At 62.9% G+C, this 16,260-nt stretch carries 17 protein-coding genes; all 17 read left to right on the top strand.

What is annotated here, in order from left to right:
- Positions 1 to 61: 61 nt before the first annotated feature.
- The 17 genes from fliL to LU684_RS24010 all read left to right on the top strand — a co-directional run bounded on the left by fliL (position 62) and on the right by LU684_RS24010 (position 16,257).
- Positions 62 to 559, top strand: coding sequence for a flagellar basal body-associated protein FliL (gene fliL / locus LU684_RS24090; protein WP_016488424.1), 498 nt, complete (start codon positions 62 to 64; stop codon positions 557 to 559).
- 9 nt (positions 560 to 568) lie between these two features.
- Positions 569 to 1,537: a flagellar motor switch protein FliM gene (gene fliM, locus LU684_RS24085; protein WP_013973595.1), complete on the top strand. Its 969-nt coding sequence runs from the start codon at positions 569 to 571 to the stop codon at positions 1,535 to 1,537.
- A gap of 47 nt (positions 1,538 to 1,584) precedes the next feature.
- A complete protein-coding gene (fliN, locus tag LU684_RS24080; RefSeq protein WP_023048288.1) occupies positions 1,585 to 2,052 on the top strand; it encodes a flagellar motor switch protein FliN in 468 nt (155 codons plus the stop codon).
- 12 nt (positions 2,053 to 2,064) lie between these two features.
- Positions 2,065 to 2,499, top strand: coding sequence for a flagellar biosynthetic protein FliO (fliO, locus tag LU684_RS24075; protein WP_033734953.1), 435 nt, complete (start codon positions 2,065 to 2,067; stop codon positions 2,497 to 2,499).
- The gene (gene fliP / locus LU684_RS24070; protein WP_016488421.1) at positions 2,499 to 3,254 is read left to right on the top strand and encodes a flagellar type III secretion system pore protein FliP; all 756 of its coding nucleotides are present in this window, start codon (positions 2,499 to 2,501) and stop codon (positions 3,252 to 3,254) included. The genes fliO and fliP overlap by 1 nt, the downstream gene beginning before the upstream one ends.
- A 21-nt stretch (positions 3,255 to 3,275) precedes the next feature.
- A complete protein-coding gene (gene fliQ / locus LU684_RS24065; protein ID WP_012273497.1) occupies positions 3,276 to 3,545 on the top strand; it encodes a flagellar biosynthesis protein FliQ in 270 nt (89 codons plus the stop codon).
- A 7-nt stretch (positions 3,546 to 3,552) separates the two neighbouring features.
- Positions 3,553 to 4,329 carry a flagellar biosynthetic protein FliR gene (gene fliR, locus LU684_RS24060; protein WP_016488419.1) on the top strand — a complete coding sequence of 259 codons (777 nt, stop codon included), beginning with the start codon at positions 3,553 to 3,555 and terminating at the stop codon, positions 4,327 to 4,329.
- Positions 4,330 to 4,331: 2 nt separating this feature from the next.
- The gene (gene flhB / locus LU684_RS24055) at positions 4,332 to 5,474 is read left to right on the top strand and encodes a flagellar biosynthesis protein FlhB (RefSeq protein WP_060519412.1); all 1,143 of its coding nucleotides are present in this window, start codon (positions 4,332 to 4,334) and stop codon (positions 5,472 to 5,474) included.
- A 199-nt stretch (positions 5,475 to 5,673) separates the two neighbouring features.
- A complete protein-coding gene (flhA, locus tag LU684_RS24050) occupies positions 5,674 to 7,803 on the top strand; it encodes a flagellar biosynthesis protein FlhA (RefSeq protein ID WP_016488417.1) in 2,130 nt (709 codons plus the stop codon).
- Positions 7,804 to 7,814: 11 nt separating this feature from the next.
- Entirely contained in the window at positions 7,815 to 9,122 is a 1,308-nt protein-coding gene (gene flhF, locus LU684_RS24045; protein WP_016488416.1) for a flagellar biosynthesis protein FlhF, read from the top strand.
- A gap of 93 nt (positions 9,123 to 9,215) precedes the next feature.
- The gene (fleN, locus tag LU684_RS24040; RefSeq protein ID WP_016488415.1) at positions 9,216 to 10,049 is read left to right on the top strand and encodes a flagellar synthesis regulator FleN; all 834 of its coding nucleotides are present in this window, start codon (positions 9,216 to 9,218) and stop codon (positions 10,047 to 10,049) included.
- Positions 10,046 to 10,786, top strand: coding sequence for an RNA polymerase sigma factor FliA (fliA, locus tag LU684_RS24035; RefSeq protein ID WP_016488414.1), 741 nt, complete (start codon positions 10,046 to 10,048; stop codon positions 10,784 to 10,786). Before fleN ends, fliA begins: the two co-directional genes overlap by 4 nt.
- Before the next feature lie 120 nt (positions 10,787 to 10,906).
- Positions 10,907 to 11,281, top strand: coding sequence for a chemotaxis response regulator CheY (locus tag LU684_RS24030; protein ID WP_161775562.1), 375 nt, complete (start codon positions 10,907 to 10,909; stop codon positions 11,279 to 11,281).
- A 20-nt stretch (positions 11,282 to 11,301) separates the two neighbouring features.
- Positions 11,302 to 12,090, top strand: coding sequence for a protein phosphatase CheZ (locus LU684_RS24025; RefSeq protein ID WP_016488412.1), 789 nt, complete (start codon positions 11,302 to 11,304; stop codon positions 12,088 to 12,090).
- A 12-nt stretch (positions 12,091 to 12,102) separates the two neighbouring features.
- Complete coding sequence (locus LU684_RS24020) at positions 12,103 to 14,346, top strand: chemotaxis protein CheA (protein WP_232895118.1); 2,244 nt, start codon at positions 12,103 to 12,105, stop codon at positions 14,344 to 14,346.
- A 46-nt stretch (positions 14,347 to 14,392) separates the two neighbouring features.
- Positions 14,393 to 15,517, top strand: a complete 1,125-nt coding sequence (locus tag LU684_RS24015; RefSeq protein ID WP_060519418.1) for a protein-glutamate methylesterase/protein-glutamine glutaminase — start codon at positions 14,393 to 14,395, stop codon at positions 15,515 to 15,517.
- A complete protein-coding gene (locus LU684_RS24010) occupies positions 15,517 to 16,257 on the top strand; it encodes a flagellar motor protein (protein WP_016488409.1) in 741 nt (246 codons plus the stop codon). Before LU684_RS24015 ends, LU684_RS24010 begins: the two co-directional genes overlap by 1 nt.
- Positions 16,258 to 16,260: the final 3 nt, after the last annotated feature.

Raw genomic sequence — 16,260 nt, 5'->3', positions numbered from 1 at the left:
TAACACTTGCTCAAGCCAAGCCATCCACCTTTGAACCCCCGATGGACGACGGATTATTGGCATGGCGAAGAGCGAAGCAGTCAAAGACCCCGCCACTAAAGGCAAACTCAAGCTGATCCTGCTGGCGGTCGTAGGCCTGTTGCTGGCGATCGGCCTTTCGGTGGGCGCTACCTGGTTCATCATGCACAAGAGCGAGTCGGCCCCGGCCGCCGAGCCTGCCGCCGGCAACGTCAAGCCTGCGGCGATCTACGAGGCGCTGACCCCGGCATTCGTGGTGAATTTCAACCAGAACGGCCGCCAGCGCTACATGCAACTGAGCATCACGATGCAGGCGCGTAACCAGGCTGACCTGGATGCCCTGAAGGTGCACATGCCGGTGATCCGCAACAACCTGGTGATGATGTTCTCCGGGCAGGGTTTCGACACCCTGGCCAGCAGCCCGGTCGGGCAGGAGATGTTGCGTCAGAAGGCTACCGCAGTGGTCCAGGAAGTGGCGCAGAAGGAAGTCGGCAAGCCGGTCATCGACCAGTTGCTGTTCACCAATTTCGTATTGCAGTAGGAGTCCGCAATGGCCGTACAGGACCTGCTGTCCCAGGATGAAATCGATGCCCTGTTGCACGGCGTCGACGACGGGCTGGTGCAGACCGAAAGCGCATCCGAGCCTGGCAGTATCAAAAGCTACGACCTGACCAGCCAGGACCGTATCGTACGGGGTCGCATGCCGACCCTTGAAATGATCAACGAGCGCTTCGCCCGTTACACCCGTATCAGCATGTTCAACCTGCTGCGCCGTTCTGCCGACGTGGCCGTGGGCGGTGTGCAGGTGATGAAGTTCGGCGAATACGTGCACTCGCTGTACGTGCCGACCAGCCTCAACCTGGTGAAGATCAAGCCGCTGCGCGGCACCTCGCTGTTCATCCTCGATGCCAAGCTGGTGTTCAAGCTGGTAGACAACTTCTTCGGTGGCGATGGCCGCCACGCCAAGATCGAAGGCCGCGAATTCACCCCTACCGAACTGCGCGTGGTGCGCATGGTGCTGGACCAGTGCTTCGTCGACCTCAAGGAAGCCTGGCAGGCGATCATGCCGGTCACCTTCGAGTACATGAACTCCGAAGTCAACCCGGCCATGGCCAACATTGTCGGGCCCAGCGAGGCTGTGGTGGTGTCCACCTTCCACATCGAGCTGGACGGCGGTGGCGGCGACCTGCACGTGACCATGCCGTACTCGATGATCGAGCCGGTGCGGGAAATGCTCGATGCCGGTTTCCAGTCCGACCTGGACGACCAGGACGAGCGCTGGGTCAAGGCCCTGCGCGAGGACGTGCTGGATGTGGCCGTGCCCCTGACCGCCACGGTCGCCCGCCGCCAGCTGAAACTGCGCGACATTCTGCACATGCAGCCTGGCGACGTGATCCCGGTGGAACTGCCCGAGCACCTGGTGCTGCGTGCCAACGGCGTGCCGTCGTTCAAGGCGCGCCTGGGTTCGCACAAGGGCAACCTGGCCCTGCAGATCATCGACCCGATCGAACGCCGCTGACGGCGTGCCGGTCGCTCATAACGAATTGAATGCCTGTAGAGGAAACCATGGCTAACGAAAACGAGATCACCTCCGCAGAGGACCAGGCGCTGGCCGATGAGTGGGCTGCGGCCCTTGAAGAGACCGGCTCGGCGGGGCAGGCCGACATCGATGCGCTGCTGGGCGGTGACACCGGCAGCAGCGGGGGCCCCGGCCGCATGCCGATGGAAGAGTTCGCCAGCTCGCCGAAGCCGAACGAAAACGTCAGCCTCGAAGGCCCGAACCTGGATGTGATCCTGGACATTCCGGTGAACATTTCCATGGAAGTGGGCAGCACCGAGATCAACATCCGCAACCTGCTGCAGCTCAACCAGGGCTCGGTGATCGAGCTTGACCGCCTGGCCGGCGAGCCGCTGGACGTGCTGGTCAACGGCACACTGATTGCCCATGGCGAAGTGGTGGTGGTCAACGAGAAGTTCGGCATTCGCCTGACCGACGTGATCAGCCCCAGCGAACGTATCAAGAAGCTGCGCTGAGTGAAGGGCACGATGCGCGCCTTTGCGGCGTTCGCTGCGCTGCTGGCCAGCCAGGCCTGTCTGGCTGCAGCCACGCCGGCGGCAACCCCGGCGACGGCGCCTGGCAGCCTTGGCGGTCAGTTGGCGCAGATGGTCTTCGGTCTGCTGCTGGTGGTGGGCCTGATCTTCTTTCTGGCCTGGGTGCTGCGGCGCATGCAGAGCACGGCGGTGAAGGGCGGGCAGGTGATCGAGATCGTCGGCAGCCGGGCCATCGGCCCGCGTGACCGCCTGCTGCTGGTGCAGGTGGGCAAGGAGCAGATCCTGATTGGCCACACCCCCGGTAGCATCGAGGCGCTGCATGTGCTGGCCGAACCCGTGGAAGTGCCGGCTGGCGCACGTCAGGCAACGCCGGAATTTGCCCAGCGGTTGATGGAGCTGATGGGCAAGGACCCTAAGGACAAGAAGTGATGAGCGGCCCGCTGCGTATGTTGTTGACTTTGGCGCTGCTGCTGGCTGCGCCGCTGGCCCTGGCCGCCGACCCGTTGTCGATCCCGGCCATTACCCTGTCCAACGGGGCGGACGGGCAGCAGGAGTATTCGGTCAGCCTGCAGATTCTGCTGATCATGACGGCGCTCAGCTTCATCCCGGCGTTCGTCATCCTGATGACCAGTTTTACCCGCATCATCATCGTGTTCTCGATCCTGCGTCAGGCCCTGGGCCTGCAGCAGACGCCGTCCAACCAGATCCTGACCGGCATGGCGCTGTTTCTGACCATGTTCATCATGGCGCCGGTGTTCGACCGGGTGAACCAGGACGCCCTGCAGCCGTACCTCAAGGAGCAGATGACTGCCCAGCAGGCCATCGACAAGGCCCAGGTGCCGCTCAAGGACTTCATGCTGGCGCAAACCCGGCAAAGCGACCTGGACTTGTTCATGCGCCTGTCCAAGCGCACCGACATCGCCGGCCCCGATCAGGTCCCGCTGACGATTCTGGTGCCGGCATTCGTTACCTCCGAGCTGAAAACCGCGTTTCAGATCGGCTTCATGATCTTCATCCCGTTCCTGATCATCGACATGGTCGTGGCCAGTGTGCTGATGGCCATGGGTATGATGATGTTGTCGCCGCTGATCATCTCGCTGCCGTTCAAGATCATGTTGTTCGTGCTGGTGGATGGCTGGGCGCTGATCATGGGCACCCTGGCCAGCAGTTTCGGCGGCGTCTGACGCCGTCAAGGAGAGCCGCCGATGACACCCGAAGTAGCCGTCGACCTGTTCCGTGACGCCCTGTGGCTGACCACCCTGATGGTCGCTGTGCTGGTGGTGCCGAGCCTGCTGGTGGGCCTGGTGGTGGCGATGTTCCAGGCCGCCACGCAGATCAACGAACAGACCCTGAGCTTTTTGCCGCGCCTGCTGGTAATGCTGATTACGCTGATCGTTGCCGGGCCATGGCTGGTACAGAAGTTCATGGAGTACATCACCACCCTCTACACCAACATCCCGCAGCTCATCGGTTGACGCTGACATGCTGGAGCTGACCGACGCGCAGATCGGCACCTGGGTCGCCACCTTCATCCTGCCGTTGTTCAGGGTGACTGCGGTGCTGATGACCATGCCGATCTTTGGCACTCGCATGCTGCCGGCGCGGGTGCGCCTGTACGTGGCGGTGGCCATTACCGTGGTGATCGTGCCGGCGCTGCCGCCGCTGCCCGAATTCGACCCGCTGAGCCTGCGAGGCCTGTTGCTGTGTGGCGAACAGATCATCGTCGGAACGCTGTTCGGCCTGGCCCTGCAGTTGCTGTTCCAGGCTTTCGTGATTGCCGGGCAGATCGTCGCGGTGCAGATGGGTATGGCCTTCGCCTCGATGGTCGACCCCGCCAACGGCGTGAACGTCACGGTGATCAGCCAGTTCATGACCATGCTGGTAAGCGTGCTGTTCCTGTTGATGAACGGCCACCTGGTGGTGTTCGAAGTACTGACCGAAAGCTTTACCACCTTGCCGGTGGGCAATGCGCTGGTGGTCAACCAGTTCTGGGAACTGGTCGGGCGAGTGGGTTGGATGTTTGCGGCCGGCCTGCTGCTGATCCTGCCGGTCGTCGCCGCCTTGCTGGTGGTGAACATCGCCTTTGGCGTGATGACCCGAGCCGCGCCACAGTTGAACATCTTCTCCATTGGCCTCCCGTTGACCCTGGTCCTGGGCATGCTCATTTTCTGGGTGGGTCTGGCCGATGTGCTGTCCCACTATCAGGCATTGGCCAGCGAAGCGCTGCAATGGCTGCGTGAACTGGCGAGGGCGCGCTGAGCATGGCAGAAAGCGAGAGCGGTCAGGACAAGACAGAAGACCCCACCGAGAAACGCAAGCGCGATGCCCGCGAGAAAGGCGAGATCGCGCGCTCCAAGGAGCTGAACACGGTGGCGGTGACCTTGGCTGGCGCTGGAGGCCTGCTGGCGTTCGGCGGTCACATGGCCGAGACGTTGCTGAGCATCATGCGCATGAACTTCAGCCTCACGCGCGACATCATTGTCGACGAGCGGGCAATGGGCGCCTTCCTGCTGGCCTCGGGCAAGATGGCGATATGGGCGGTGCAGCCGGTGCTTATCCTGCTGTTCGTGATTTCCTTCGTTGCGCCCATTGCCCTTAGCGGTTTCCTGTTCTCGGGCAGCTTGCTGCAGCCAAAATTCAGCCGCATGAACCCTCTGGCGGGGATCAAGCGGATGTTCTCGGTGAATGGCTTGACCGAGCTGCTCAAGGCGCTGGCCAAGTTCTTCGTGATTCTGGCGGTGGCGGTGGTGGTGTTGGTCAGCGACCGCCAGGCGTTGTTGTCGATCGCCAACGAACCGCTTGAGCAGGCGATCATTCACAGCCTGCAGGTGGTGGGCTGGAGTGCGTTGTGGATGTCGGCCGGGCTGCTGCTGATTGCGGCGGCGGACGTGCCCATCCAGCTGTACCAGACGCACAAGAAAATGAAGATGACCAAGCAGGAAGTGCGCGACGAGTACAAGGACAGCGAGGGCAAGCCCGAGGTCAAGCAACGTATTCGCCAACTGCAGCGCGAGATGTCGCAGCGGCGCATGATGGCGGCGGTGCCGCAGGCCGATGTGATCATCACCAACCCGACGCACTATGCGGTGGCCCTGCAGTACGACCCGGAGAAGGGCGGGGCAGCACCCTTGCTGCTGGCCAAGGGCACCGACTTCATGGCCCTGAAGATTCGTGAGATTGGTGTGGAGCACAAGATCCAGATCCTCGAATCGCCGGCGCTGGCGCGGGCGATCTACTACTCCACCGAGCCTGAGCAGGAAATCCCTGCCGGCTTGTACCTGGCCGTGGCGCAGGTACTGGCCTATGTGTTCCAGATCCGCCAGTACCGCGCTGGCAGGGGCAAGCGGCCAGAGCCGTTGAAAGAAGACCTGCCGATCCCGCCGGACCTGCGCCGCGACAGTTGACCTTGTGTCAGGGCTTCTGGCCCTTTCGCGGGCACGCCCGCTCCCACAGGTATTGCGGGGGCCTGTGGGAGCGGGCATGCCCGCGAAGAGGCCAGCACAGGAAACATAAATCTCCCACCGAGCAAAGTTGGAAGGCTTCTTGCAAAGCCACGCCCAGGCGCCCCCTGGGCGTCAAAGTTTTGCATCAAGAGGACTCGCGGTGGATCGCACTCAGTTAATCAGCAACGCCCGCAACAACCTGGCCGGCCTCGGCCGGGGCAATCTGGGTGTGCCGTTGCTGCTGCTGGTGATGTTGGCAATGATGATGTTGCCGATACCGCCGTTCCTGCTCGACGTGTTCTTCACCTTCAACATCGCCCTGTCGATCGTGGTGCTGCTGGTCTGCGTGTACGCCCTGCGCCCACTGGACTTTGCCGCCTTCCCCACCATCCTGCTGGTGGCCACGCTGTTGCGCCTGGCCCTGAACGTGGCGTCCACCCGTGTGGTCATGCTGCACGGCCAGGAGGGCCACGGTGCTGCCGGTAAGGTAATCCAGGCCTTCGGTGAGGTGGTGATCGGCGGCAACTACGTGGTCGGTGCCGTGGTGTTTGCCATCCTCATGATCATCAACTTCGTGGTGGTGACCAAGGGTGCCGGGCGTATTTCGGAGGTGAGCGCGCGTTTCACCCTCGACGCCATGCCCGGCAAGCAGATGGCCATCGACGCCGACCTCAACGCCGGCCTGATCGACCAGGCCCAGGCCAAGCACCGCCGTGCCGAGGTGGCGCAGGAGGCGGAGTTCTACGGCTCGATGGACGGTGCCAGCAAGTTCGTGCGCGGTGACGCCATTGCCGGCCTGCTTATCCTGTTCATCAACCTGATTGGCGGCATGCTGATCGGCATGCTGCAGCACGGCATGAGTTTCGGTGATGCCGGCAAGGTGTACGCCTTGCTGACCATCGGTGACGGTTTGGTGGCGCAATTGCCATCCCTGCTGCTGTCCACTGCCGCCGCAATCATGGTTACCCGTGCCTCGGGCTCCGAGGACATGGGCAAGCTGATCAACCGGCAGATGTTCGATTCGCCCAAGGCGCTGGCGGTGTCCGGTGCGCTGATGATCGTCATGGGGCTGGTGCCTGGCATGCCCCACGTGGCCTTCCTCGGTCTTGGCCTGCTGGCTTGTGGCGGTGCCTACCTGGTGTGGAAGAAGCAGCACAAGGCCAAGCTGGACGCGCAGCAGGAGGCGCAGCGGCAGCAAGACCTGCTGCCCTCGCCGCAGCGCGCGCTTGATACCAAGGAACTGGGCTGGGACGACGTGACGCCCATCGACATGATCGGCCTGGAAGTCGGCTACCGGCTGATCCCGCTGGTCGACCGCAACCAGGGCGGCCAGTTGCTGGCGCGGATCAAGGGTGTGCGCAAGAAGCTGTCCCAGGACCTGGGTTTCCTCATGCCCACCGTGCATATTCGCGACAACCTCGACCTGCAGCCCAGCGCCTATCGCCTGACCTTGATGGGGGTAATCCTGGCCGAAGCGGAGATTTACCCGGACCGGGAGCTGGCGATCAACCCTGGGCAAGTGTTCGGCACCCTCAACGGCATTGCCGCACGCGACCCGGCGTTTGGCCTGGAGGCGGTGTGGATCGATGTCGGCCAGCGTTCACAGGCGCAGTCGCTGGGCTACACCGTGGTCGACGCAAGCACCGTGGTGGCCACCCACCTCAACCAGATCTTGCAGAAGCACTGTCACGAGCTGATCGGCCACGAAGAGGTTCAGCAACTGCTGCAGGTGCTGTCCAAGGCATCGCCTAAACTTGCAGAAGAGCTGGTGCCCGGTGTCATTTCCTTGTCGGGCCTGCTCAAGGTGCTGCAAGCGCTGTTGTCGGAACAGGTGCCGGTGCGCGATATTCGCAGTATTGCCGAAGCCATCGCGAACAACGCCGGCAAGAGTCAAGATACCGCCGCGCTGGTGGCGGTGGTGCGCGTCGGATTGTGTCGCGCCATCGTGCAAAGCATTGTCGGCGTTGAGTCGGAGCTGCCAGTGATTACCCTGGAGCCAAGGTTGGAACAGATTTTGCTCAATAGTCTGCAAAGGGCCGGGCAGGGTCAGGAAGATGGTGTTCTTCTGGAGCCGAGCATGGCCGAGAAGCTGCAACGTTCGCTGATCGAAGCGGCCCAGCGTCAGGAGATGCAGGGCCAGCCGGCCATCCTGCTGGTCGCCGGCCCGATCCGCGCCATGCTGTCGCGTTTCGGTCGCCTGGCTGTACCGAATTTGCATGTGCTGGCGTATCAGGAAATACCGGACAACAAGCAAGTCACCATCGTTGCCACCGTGGGCCCTAACGGCTGAGGTAGTGGATAATGCAAGTTAAGCGATTTTTCGCCGCCGATATGCGTCAGGCCATGAAGCTGGTCCGTGACGAGCTGGGCGCCGATGCCGCGATCATTGGCAATCGCCGCATTGCCGGTGGTGTCGAACTGACGGCCGCGCTGGACTACAAGCTGTCCGCCCTGGCCCCGCGCGTGCCTAACGCCGAGCTGGAACAAGAGCTGCGCAAGACCCACACGCGCATCGCTACCGCCCAGGCCGAGCTGGACCACCGCCAGGACAGCAGCGACAACAACCGCCAATTGTTTGCCGGGCAGTCGCTGACGGCCGCCGAGCCGTTGATCGAGCCGCACGTCGATGCCCCTGAGCCCGCCGCTGCCCCGGCTGCCGCGCCGGTCGACCCGCGCCTGTTCGATGCGATGCGCTCCGAGCTGTCGGGCCTGCGCGAGTTGCTGGAAGTGCAGCTCGGTTCGCTGGCCTGGAACCAGCTGCAAGGCAGCAAGCCACAGCAGGCCAATCTCTGGCGCCGTCTGCAGCGTATCGGCCTGTCCGGGCCGATCGCCCGTGAGCTGCTGGACCTCACCACCGAGATCGAAGAGCCTCGCCAGGCTTGGCGCATGCTGCTGGCGCACCTGGCGCGGATGATCGAAATGCCGGAAATCGAGCCGATCGAAGAGGGCGGGGTGATTGCCATGGTCGGCCCTGCCGGCATGGGCAAGACCACCACCCTGGCCAAGCTGGCTGCCCGCTACGTGCTCAAGTACGGCGCGCAGAACCTGGCCCTGGTGAGCATGGACAGCTTTCGTATCGGCGCGCAGGAGCAGCTCAAGACCCTGGGCCGCATCCTCAACGTGCCAGTGACCTACGTCGACCCGGGCCAGTCCCTGGCCGCGGCGCTGGAACCGCTGTTGCGCAAGCGCGTTGTGCTGATTGATACCGCCGGCCTGCAGGCCAGCGACCCGGCACTGCGCATGCAGCTGGAAACCTTGGCCGGGCGTGGCATTGCCGCGAAGAATTACCTGGTGCTGGCCACCACCAGCCAGAAACAGGTGCTGACCGCCGCCTACCACAGCTACAAACGTTGTGGTCTGGCCGGTTGCATCCTGACCAAGCTGGATGAAACGGCAAGCCTTGGCGATGTGCTGAGCCTTGCCATCAGTCATGAACTGCCCGTGGCCTACCTGACCGATGGCCCGCGCATTCCTGACGACCTGCACCTGCCGCGCGGCCACCAACTGGTCTCCCGTGCGGTCAATGTGCAGCAGCAGGACGAGCCCAGCGAAGAGGCCATGGCCGACATGTTCGCTGATCTCTATCACAACCCCCGGCGAGCGGGTTGACCATGAAGCGTGTGCAAAGTAGCTATGCCAAGGGGTACGCAGAATTGCCCCACGTGTGGCCTCAGTCCCAGCGAGACAAGGTAAAGAACAGACATGGGTAGCATGCATCCCGTACAGGTGATCGCCGTGACCGGTGGCAAAGGTGGCGTCGGCAAGACTAACGTTTCAGTGAACTTGTCCCTGGCGCTGGCCGAGCTTGGCCGCAGGGTCATGCTGCTGGACGCCGACCTGGGCCTGGCCAACGTCGACGTGTTGCTCGGCCTTACCCCCAAACGTACCCTGGCCGATGTCATCGAAGGGCGCTGTGAGCTGCGTGACGTGATGTTGCAGGGCCCTGGCGGCGTGCGCATCGTCCCCGCAGCCTCGGGCACCCAGAGCATGGTGCACCTGGCCCCGGCCCAGCATGCCGGTCTTATCCAGGCGTTCAGTGAAGTCGGCGACAACCTCGACGTGCTGGTGATCGACACTGCAGCGGGGATTGGTGAGTCGGTGGTCAGCTTCGTTCGCGCCGCCCAGGAAGTGCTGCTGGTAGTGTGTGACGAGCCCACCTCGATCACCGATGCCTACGCCCTGATCAAACTGCTCAACCGCGACTACGGGATGAATCGTTTCCGTGTGCTGGCCAACATGGCGCAGAGCCCGCAGGAAGGGCGCAACCTGTTCGCCAAGCTGACCAAGGTCACCGACCGCTTCCTCGATGTGGCCCTGCAGTACGTGGGTGCCGTGCCGTACGACGAGTGCGTGCGCAAGGCGGTGCAGAAGCAGCGCGCCGTCTACGAAGCGTTCCCACGCTCCAAGTGCGCGCTGGCCTTCAAGGCGATTGCCCAGAAGGTTGACAGTTGGCCGCTGCCGGCCAATCCGCGCGGTCACCTGGAGTTCTTTGTCGAGCGTCTGGTGCAGCCCACCAGCGCGGGACCCGTGCTATGAATGCCAGCGGCTTCAAGATGTACAGCCGGGCAGCGAAAGACGGCCAGTACGAGCTGATCGAACGCTACGCCCCGCTGGTGAAGCGCATTGCCTACCACCTGTTGGCGCGGTTGCCGGCCAACGTGCAGGTCGAGGACCTGATCCAGGCCGGCATGATCGGCCTGCTTGAAGTGGCCAACAAGTATGACGCCAGCAAAGGCGCCAGCTTTGAAACCTATGCCGGCATCCGCATCCGCGGGGCCATGCTGGACGAGGTGCGCAAGGGCGACTGGGCACCGCGTTCGGTGCACCGCAACACCCGCATGGTCAGTGACGCGATGCGTGCCGTTGAAGCCAGAACCGGTCGAGACGCTAAAGATCATGAAGTTGCTGCCGAACTCCAGTTGAGTCTCGATGATTACTACGGGATCTTGAACGATACCTTGGGCAGCCGCCTGTTCAGCTTTGACGACCTGTTGCAGGACGGCGAGCACGAAGGGCTGCATGAGGATGGCGCCAGTGGCCACGTCGAACCTGCACGTGGCCTTGAGGACGAACGCTTCCAGGCTGCCCTGACCGAGGCCATTGCCAACCTGCCGGAGCGTGAGCGCCTGGTACTGGCGCTGTACTACGACGAAGAGCTGAACCTCAAGGAAATCGGCGAGGTGCTTGGGGTCAGCGAATCGCGGGTCAGCCAGTTGCACAGCCAATGTGCCGCGCGCCTGCGTAGCCGCCTGGGGGAATGGCGGGCACGTTGAGCCCGGGGTCGTTGCAGTCGTTTTCCACGTGCGTTTTCCACGTTGTACCGAATTGAATGAGTGCGTGCCCGGTCGGCCGGGCGCGTTTGAGACTGCTTGGAGGTCTAATTGGACAAGAACATGAAAATCCTCATCGTTGACGACTTTTCGACGATGCGGCGGATCATCAAGAACCTGTTGCGTGACCTGGGCTTCACCAACACCGAAGAAGCCGACGATGGCACCACGGCGCTGCCGATGCTGGAAAACGGCCACTACGACTTCCTGGTGACCGACTGGAACATGCCCGGCATGTCCGGTATCGACCTGCTGCGTAAAGTGCGTGCCAGTGAAAAGCTGAAAACCATGCCGGTACTGATGGTGACTGCCGAGGCCAAGCGCGACCAGATCATCGAAGCGGCCCAGGCCGGCGTCAATGGCTATGTGGTCAAGCCGTTCACCGCCCAGGTGCTCAAAGAAAAGATCGAGAAGATCTTCGAACGCGTCAACGGCTGAGTCACGTCAGGGGGCGCGCCATGGATTCATCACAAACGTCTTTGGGGGAGTTCGAATCGACCCTGAAGAAACATGCCCAGGAGTTGGTCGAAAGCCTGGAGCGGGGCCGTTTCGGCGAGGCGGTACAGCTGATTCACGAGCTGAACCAGACTCGCGACCGTGGCCTGTACCAGGAGGTCGGCAAGCTGACCCGCGAGTTGCACAGCGCTATCGTCAGCTTCCAGATCGACCCGACCATGCCACAGGCCGAGGAGGTGTCGCAGATAACCGACGCTACCGAGCGCCTGTCGTACGTGGTCAAGCTGACCGAGGGTGCGGCCAACCGCACCATGGACCTGGTCGAGGAAAGCACCCCGGTGCTCAACGACCTGGCCAGCGAAGCGAAGGCCCTGAGTACCGACTGGCAGCGCTTCATGCGCCGCGAAGTGGCAGCGCCGGAGTTCCGTGACCTGGTCAAACGCGTCGACAGTTTCCTCACGCACAGCGCTGAAGGTAACCGCAAGGTTGCCGGCCACCTCAACGACATTCTGCTGGCTCAGGACTATCAGGACCTGACCGGGCAGGTGATCAAACGCGTCACCACGCTGGTGACCGAGGTGGAAAGCAACCTGCTCAAACTGGTGCTGATGGCCAGCCAGGTCGACCGCTTTGCCGGTATCCAGCATGACCACGATCAACTGCGCGCAGAAAAAGATCTAGAAAAACATCCGACTCGGGGTGAAGGTCCGCAGATTCATGCCGATAAGCGTGAAGACGTTGTGTCCGGTCAGGACGATGTCGATGATTTGCTGTCCAGCCTGGGTTTTTAAGGAGCACGTTTGATGAGCTTCGGCGCCGATGAAGAAATCCTCCAGGATTTCCTGGTAGAAGCCGGCGAAATTCTTGAGCAACTGTCCGAGCAACTGGTCGAGCTGGAAAGCCGACCCGACGATGCCGACTTGCTCAATGCGATCTTTCGCGGTTTCCACACTGTAAAAGGGGGCGCCGGCTTCCTTCAGCTGAACGAGCTGGTGGAGTGCTGCCATATCGCCGAGAACGTGTTCGACATCCTGCGCAAAGGTGAGCGCCGGGTCGATGCGGAACTGATGGATGTGGTGCTTGAGGCACTCGACACGGTCAACAGCATGTTCGGGCAGGTGCGCGAGCGTGCCGAGGTTACCCCGGCCACGCCCGAGCTGCTGGCGGCCCTGTCGCGGCTGGCCGAACCCGGTGGCGCCGAGGTTGCCCAAGCGCTTGTTGCAGCGGCACCGTCAGCCGAGGCGCCGGTTGCGGCCACGGCCCCTGCCGATGAACAGGACATCACCGACAGCGAGTTTGAGCAGTTGCTCGACTCGCTCGATGCGGTCAAGGCGCAAGCCGCGGTCGACGAGCAGATGCAGGGCGAGGCTGGCAGTGGCGAAGGTGACGAAATCACTGACGCCGAATTCGAGTCGCTGCTCGACCAGTTGCACGGCAAAGGCCAGTTCAGTGTCGAAGTCGCGGTACAGCCGGTCGCCGTGCCTGCAGACGCGGCAAGCGACGAAATTACCGACGAAGAATTCGAATCGTTACTCGACCAGTTGCATGGCAAGGGCACATTCCAGGCCGATGCCTTGCCTGCCGCCAACGCGCCGGCGCCGGTCGCGGTTGACAACAGCGCCGCCAGCGACGAAATCAGCGAGCACGAGTTCGAGGCCCTGCTGGACCAGTTGCACGGCAAGGGCAAGTTTGGTGGTGACGTTGCTGCGGTCGAGGCCCCGGCTGTTGCCAAGGTGCAAGCGCCTGCTCAAGCCAAGGCCGACAGCCAGCCGGTCGCCAAGCCAGCCCCTGCTGCCCCCGCACCCGCGGCCACCAGCAAGCCTGCGCCGGCCCCTCGTGCACCGGCTCCGGCAGCAGAGAAGCATGCCGTCAGCGAAGCGGAAACCACGGTCCGCGTTGACACCGCGCGCCTGGACGAAATCATGAACATGGTCGGCGAACTGGTGCTGGTGCGTAACCGCCTGGTACGCCTGGGCCTGAACAGCGGCGACGAGGCCATGTCCAAGGCCGTGTCCAACCTCGACGTGGTCACTGCCGACCTGCAGACGGCGGTGATGAAAACCCGCATGCAGCCGATCAAGAAAGTGTTCGGCCGCTTCCCGCGTCTGGTGCGCGACCTTGCCCGCCAGTTGAAGAAAGAGATCAACCTGGAGCTGGTCGGCGAAGAGACTGACCTGGACAAGAACCTGGTCGAGGCCCTGGCCGACCCGTTGGTGCACCTGGTGCGTAACGCCGTCGACCATGGTGTCGAGATGCCCGATGAGCGTGAAGCCTCTGGCAAGGCCCGCACCGGCCGTGTGGTGCTGTCGGCCGAACAGGAAGGTGACCACATCCTGCTGTCGATCTCTGACGACGGCAAGGGCATGGACCCGAACATCCTGCGCGCCAAGGCCGTGGAAAAAGGCCTGATGGACAAGGATGCCGCCGAGCGCCTGAGTGAATCGGACTGCTACAACCTGATCTTCGCCCCGGGCTTCTCGACCAAGACCGAGATTTCCGACGTGTCTGGCCGTGGCGTGGGCATGGACGTGGTGAAAACCAAGATTTCCCAGCTCAACGGATCGATCAATATCTACTCGGCCAAGGGCCAGGGCTCGAAGATCGTCATCAAGGTGCCGCTGACCTTGGCGATCATGCCCACCCTGATGGTGATGCTGGGCAACCAGGCGTTTGCCTTCCCGCTGGTCAACGTCAACGAAATCTTCCACCTCGACCTGTCGCGCACCAACGTGGTCGACGGCCAGGAAGTGGTGATCGTGCGCGACAAGGCGCTGCCGCTGTTCTACCTCAAGCGCTGGCTGGTACAGGGCCAGGTGCACGAAGAGCAGCACGAGGGCCACGTAGTGATCCTGTCGGTTGGCACGCAGCGCATCGGCTTTGTCGTCGATCAACTGGTGGGCCAGGAAGAAGTGGTAATCAAGCCGCTGGGCAAGATGTTGCAGGGCACCCCGGGCATGTCCGGGGCCACCATCACCGGTGACGGTCGTATCGCGTTGATTCTCGACGTCCCGAGCATGCTCAAGCGTTACGCCGCACGGCGTATTTGATTTCGGTGGCGCACCCTGGCGGGTTGCGCCGCCTAATGGAGTGTTTATGGCAGTCAAGGTCCTGGTGGTGGATGATTCCGGTTTCTTCCGCCGCCGCGTCTCGGAAATCCTCTCGGCGGATCCGACGATCCAGGTAGTGGGTACCGCGACCAATGGCAAGGAAGCAATCGACCAGGCGCTGGCGCTCAAGCCCGATGTCATCACCATGGACTACGAGATGCCCATGATGGACGGCATCACCGCGGTGCGGCATATCATGCAGCGCTGCCCGACGCCGGTGTTGATGTTTTCCTCGCTGACCCACGAAGGCGCTCGCGTCACCCTCGACGCGCTGGATGCTGGCGCGGTGGATTACCTGCCGAAAAACTTCGAGGACATTTCGCGCAACCCCGACAAGGTCAGGCAAATGCTGTGCGAGAAGGTGCATACCCTTTCGCGCAGCAACCGCCGCCTGGGCAGCTATGCCAGGACGGCACCGGCCGCCGCGCCGGTGCCGGCCAGCAGCCCTGCGCCCGCCAGCAGTTTCGCCAACCCCGCGCCAGCCCGTCCTGCGGCGCCGGCCCGTGCAGCTGCCCCGGCGGCGTCGCACTCGCCAGCCCCCAAGCGCAAACCCTACAAGCTGGTGGCCATTGGCACCTCCACGGGCGGCCCCGTGGCCCTGCAGCGGGTATTGACCCAGCTGCCTGCCAACTTCCCGGCGCCGATCGTGTTGATCCAGCACATGCCGGCGGCGTTCACCAAGGCCTTTGCCGAACGCCTGGACAAGCTGTGTCGCATTAACGTCAAGGAAGCCGAGGACGGCGACGTGCTGCGCCCAGGCCTGGCCCTGCTGGCCCCCGGCGGCAAGCAGATGATGATCGACGGCCGTGGCACCGTGAAGATCCTGCCCGGTGACGAGCGCCTGAACTACAAGCCGTGCGTGGACATCACCTTTGGTTCGGCAGCAAAGTCTTACGGCGACAAGGTGCTGTCGGTGGTGCTCACCGGCATGGGCGCCGATGGCCGTGAAGGTGCACGCCTGCTCAAGCAGGGCGGCAGTACCGTGTGGGCCCAGGATGAAGCCAGCTGCGTGATTTATGGCATGCCCATGGCCATCGTCAAGGCCAACCTGGCCGATGCGGTCTACAGCCTGGACGAAATCGGCAAGCACTTGGTGGAGGCCTGCGTCTGATGGACGTCCTCAGCCTGATCGGCCTGATTCTCGCCTTTGTCGCCATCGTCGGTGGCAACTTTCTGGAAGGTGGCCATGCCGGCGCGTTGGTCAATGGCCCGGCGGCGCTGATCGTGCTGGGTGGCACCCTGGCGGCAGCCTTGTTGCAGTCGCCGCTGTCTTCCTTCAAGCGCGCCTTGCAGATTTTGCGCTGGATACTGTTCCCGCCGCGGGTAGACCTGGCGGGTGGTATCGACCGTGTGGTGAACTGGAGCCTGACCGCGCGCAAGGAAGGCCTGCTGGGCCTTGAGGGCGTGGCCGATGCAGAGCCCGACCCGTATGCGCGCAAAGGCCTGCAATTGCTGGTGGACGGCGCTGAGCCAGAAGCCATCCGCAGCATCCTTGAAGTCGACTTTCTGACCCAGGAGAGCCGTGACATCCAGGCTGCCAAGGTATTCGAGAGCATGGGCGGCTACGCGCCGACCATCGGCATCATCGGTGCGGTGATGGGCCTGATCCACGTGATGGGCAACCTCGCTGACCCTTCGCAGCTGGGCAACGGCATTGCCGTGGCCTTTGTCGCCACCATCTACGGCGTGGCCAGCGCCAACCTGATCCTGCTGCCGATCGCCAACAAGCTCAAGGCCAACGTCATGCGCCAGTCGCGCTACCGCGAGATGCTGCTCGAAGGCCTGTTGTCGATTGCCGAGGGTGAAAACCCGCGCTCGATCGAGTTGAAGCTGCAAGGCTTCATGGAGTAACCC

This window comes from Pseudomonas sp. NMI542_15 (assembly GCF_021283425.1).
In the GTDB taxonomy this organism is placed as follows: domain Bacteria; phylum Pseudomonadota; class Gammaproteobacteria; order Pseudomonadales; family Pseudomonadaceae; genus Aquipseudomonas; species Aquipseudomonas fortuita.
Note: the sequence above shows the minus strand (reverse complement) of the source record. Positions and strands in the feature narration are given on the sequence as shown.

What these genes read in the sequence shown, in the direction of transcription:
- fliL (WP_016488424.1), top strand. Translation starts at nt 62, where the DNA reads ATGGCGAAGAGCGAAGCAGTCAAAGACCCCGCCACTAAAGGCAAACTC.
- fliM (WP_013973595.1), top strand. Translation starts at nt 569, where the DNA reads ATGGCCGTACAGGACCTGCTGTCCCAGGATGAAATCGATGCCCTGTTG.
- fliN (WP_023048288.1), top strand. Translation starts at nt 1,585, where the DNA reads ATGGCTAACGAAAACGAGATCACCTCCGCAGAGGACCAGGCGCTGGCC.
- fliO (WP_033734953.1), top strand. Translation starts at nt 2,065, where the DNA reads ATGCGCGCCTTTGCGGCGTTCGCTGCGCTGCTGGCCAGCCAGGCCTGT.
- fliP (WP_016488421.1), top strand. Translation starts at nt 2,499, where the DNA reads ATGAGCGGCCCGCTGCGTATGTTGTTGACTTTGGCGCTGCTGCTGGCT.
- fliQ (WP_012273497.1), top strand. Translation starts at nt 3,276, where the DNA reads ATGACACCCGAAGTAGCCGTCGACCTGTTCCGTGACGCCCTGTGGCTG.
- fliR (WP_016488419.1), top strand. Translation starts at nt 3,553, where the DNA reads ATGCTGGAGCTGACCGACGCGCAGATCGGCACCTGGGTCGCCACCTTC.
- flhB (WP_060519412.1), top strand. Translation starts at nt 4,332, where the DNA reads ATGGCAGAAAGCGAGAGCGGTCAGGACAAGACAGAAGACCCCACCGAG.
- flhF (WP_016488416.1), top strand. Translation starts at nt 7,815, where the DNA reads ATGCAAGTTAAGCGATTTTTCGCCGCCGATATGCGTCAGGCCATGAAG.
- fleN (WP_016488415.1), top strand. Translation starts at nt 9,216, where the DNA reads ATGGGTAGCATGCATCCCGTACAGGTGATCGCCGTGACCGGTGGCAAA.
- fliA (WP_016488414.1), top strand. Translation starts at nt 10,046, where the DNA reads ATGAATGCCAGCGGCTTCAAGATGTACAGCCGGGCAGCGAAAGACGGC.
- LU684_RS24030 (WP_161775562.1), top strand. Translation starts at nt 10,907, where the DNA reads ATGAAAATCCTCATCGTTGACGACTTTTCGACGATGCGGCGGATCATC.
- LU684_RS24025 (WP_016488412.1), top strand. Translation starts at nt 11,302, where the DNA reads ATGGATTCATCACAAACGTCTTTGGGGGAGTTCGAATCGACCCTGAAG.
- LU684_RS24020 (WP_232895118.1), top strand. Translation starts at nt 12,103, where the DNA reads ATGAGCTTCGGCGCCGATGAAGAAATCCTCCAGGATTTCCTGGTAGAA.
- LU684_RS24015 (WP_060519418.1), top strand. Translation starts at nt 14,393, where the DNA reads ATGGCAGTCAAGGTCCTGGTGGTGGATGATTCCGGTTTCTTCCGCCGC.
- LU684_RS24010 (WP_016488409.1), top strand. Translation starts at nt 15,517, where the DNA reads ATGGACGTCCTCAGCCTGATCGGCCTGATTCTCGCCTTTGTCGCCATC.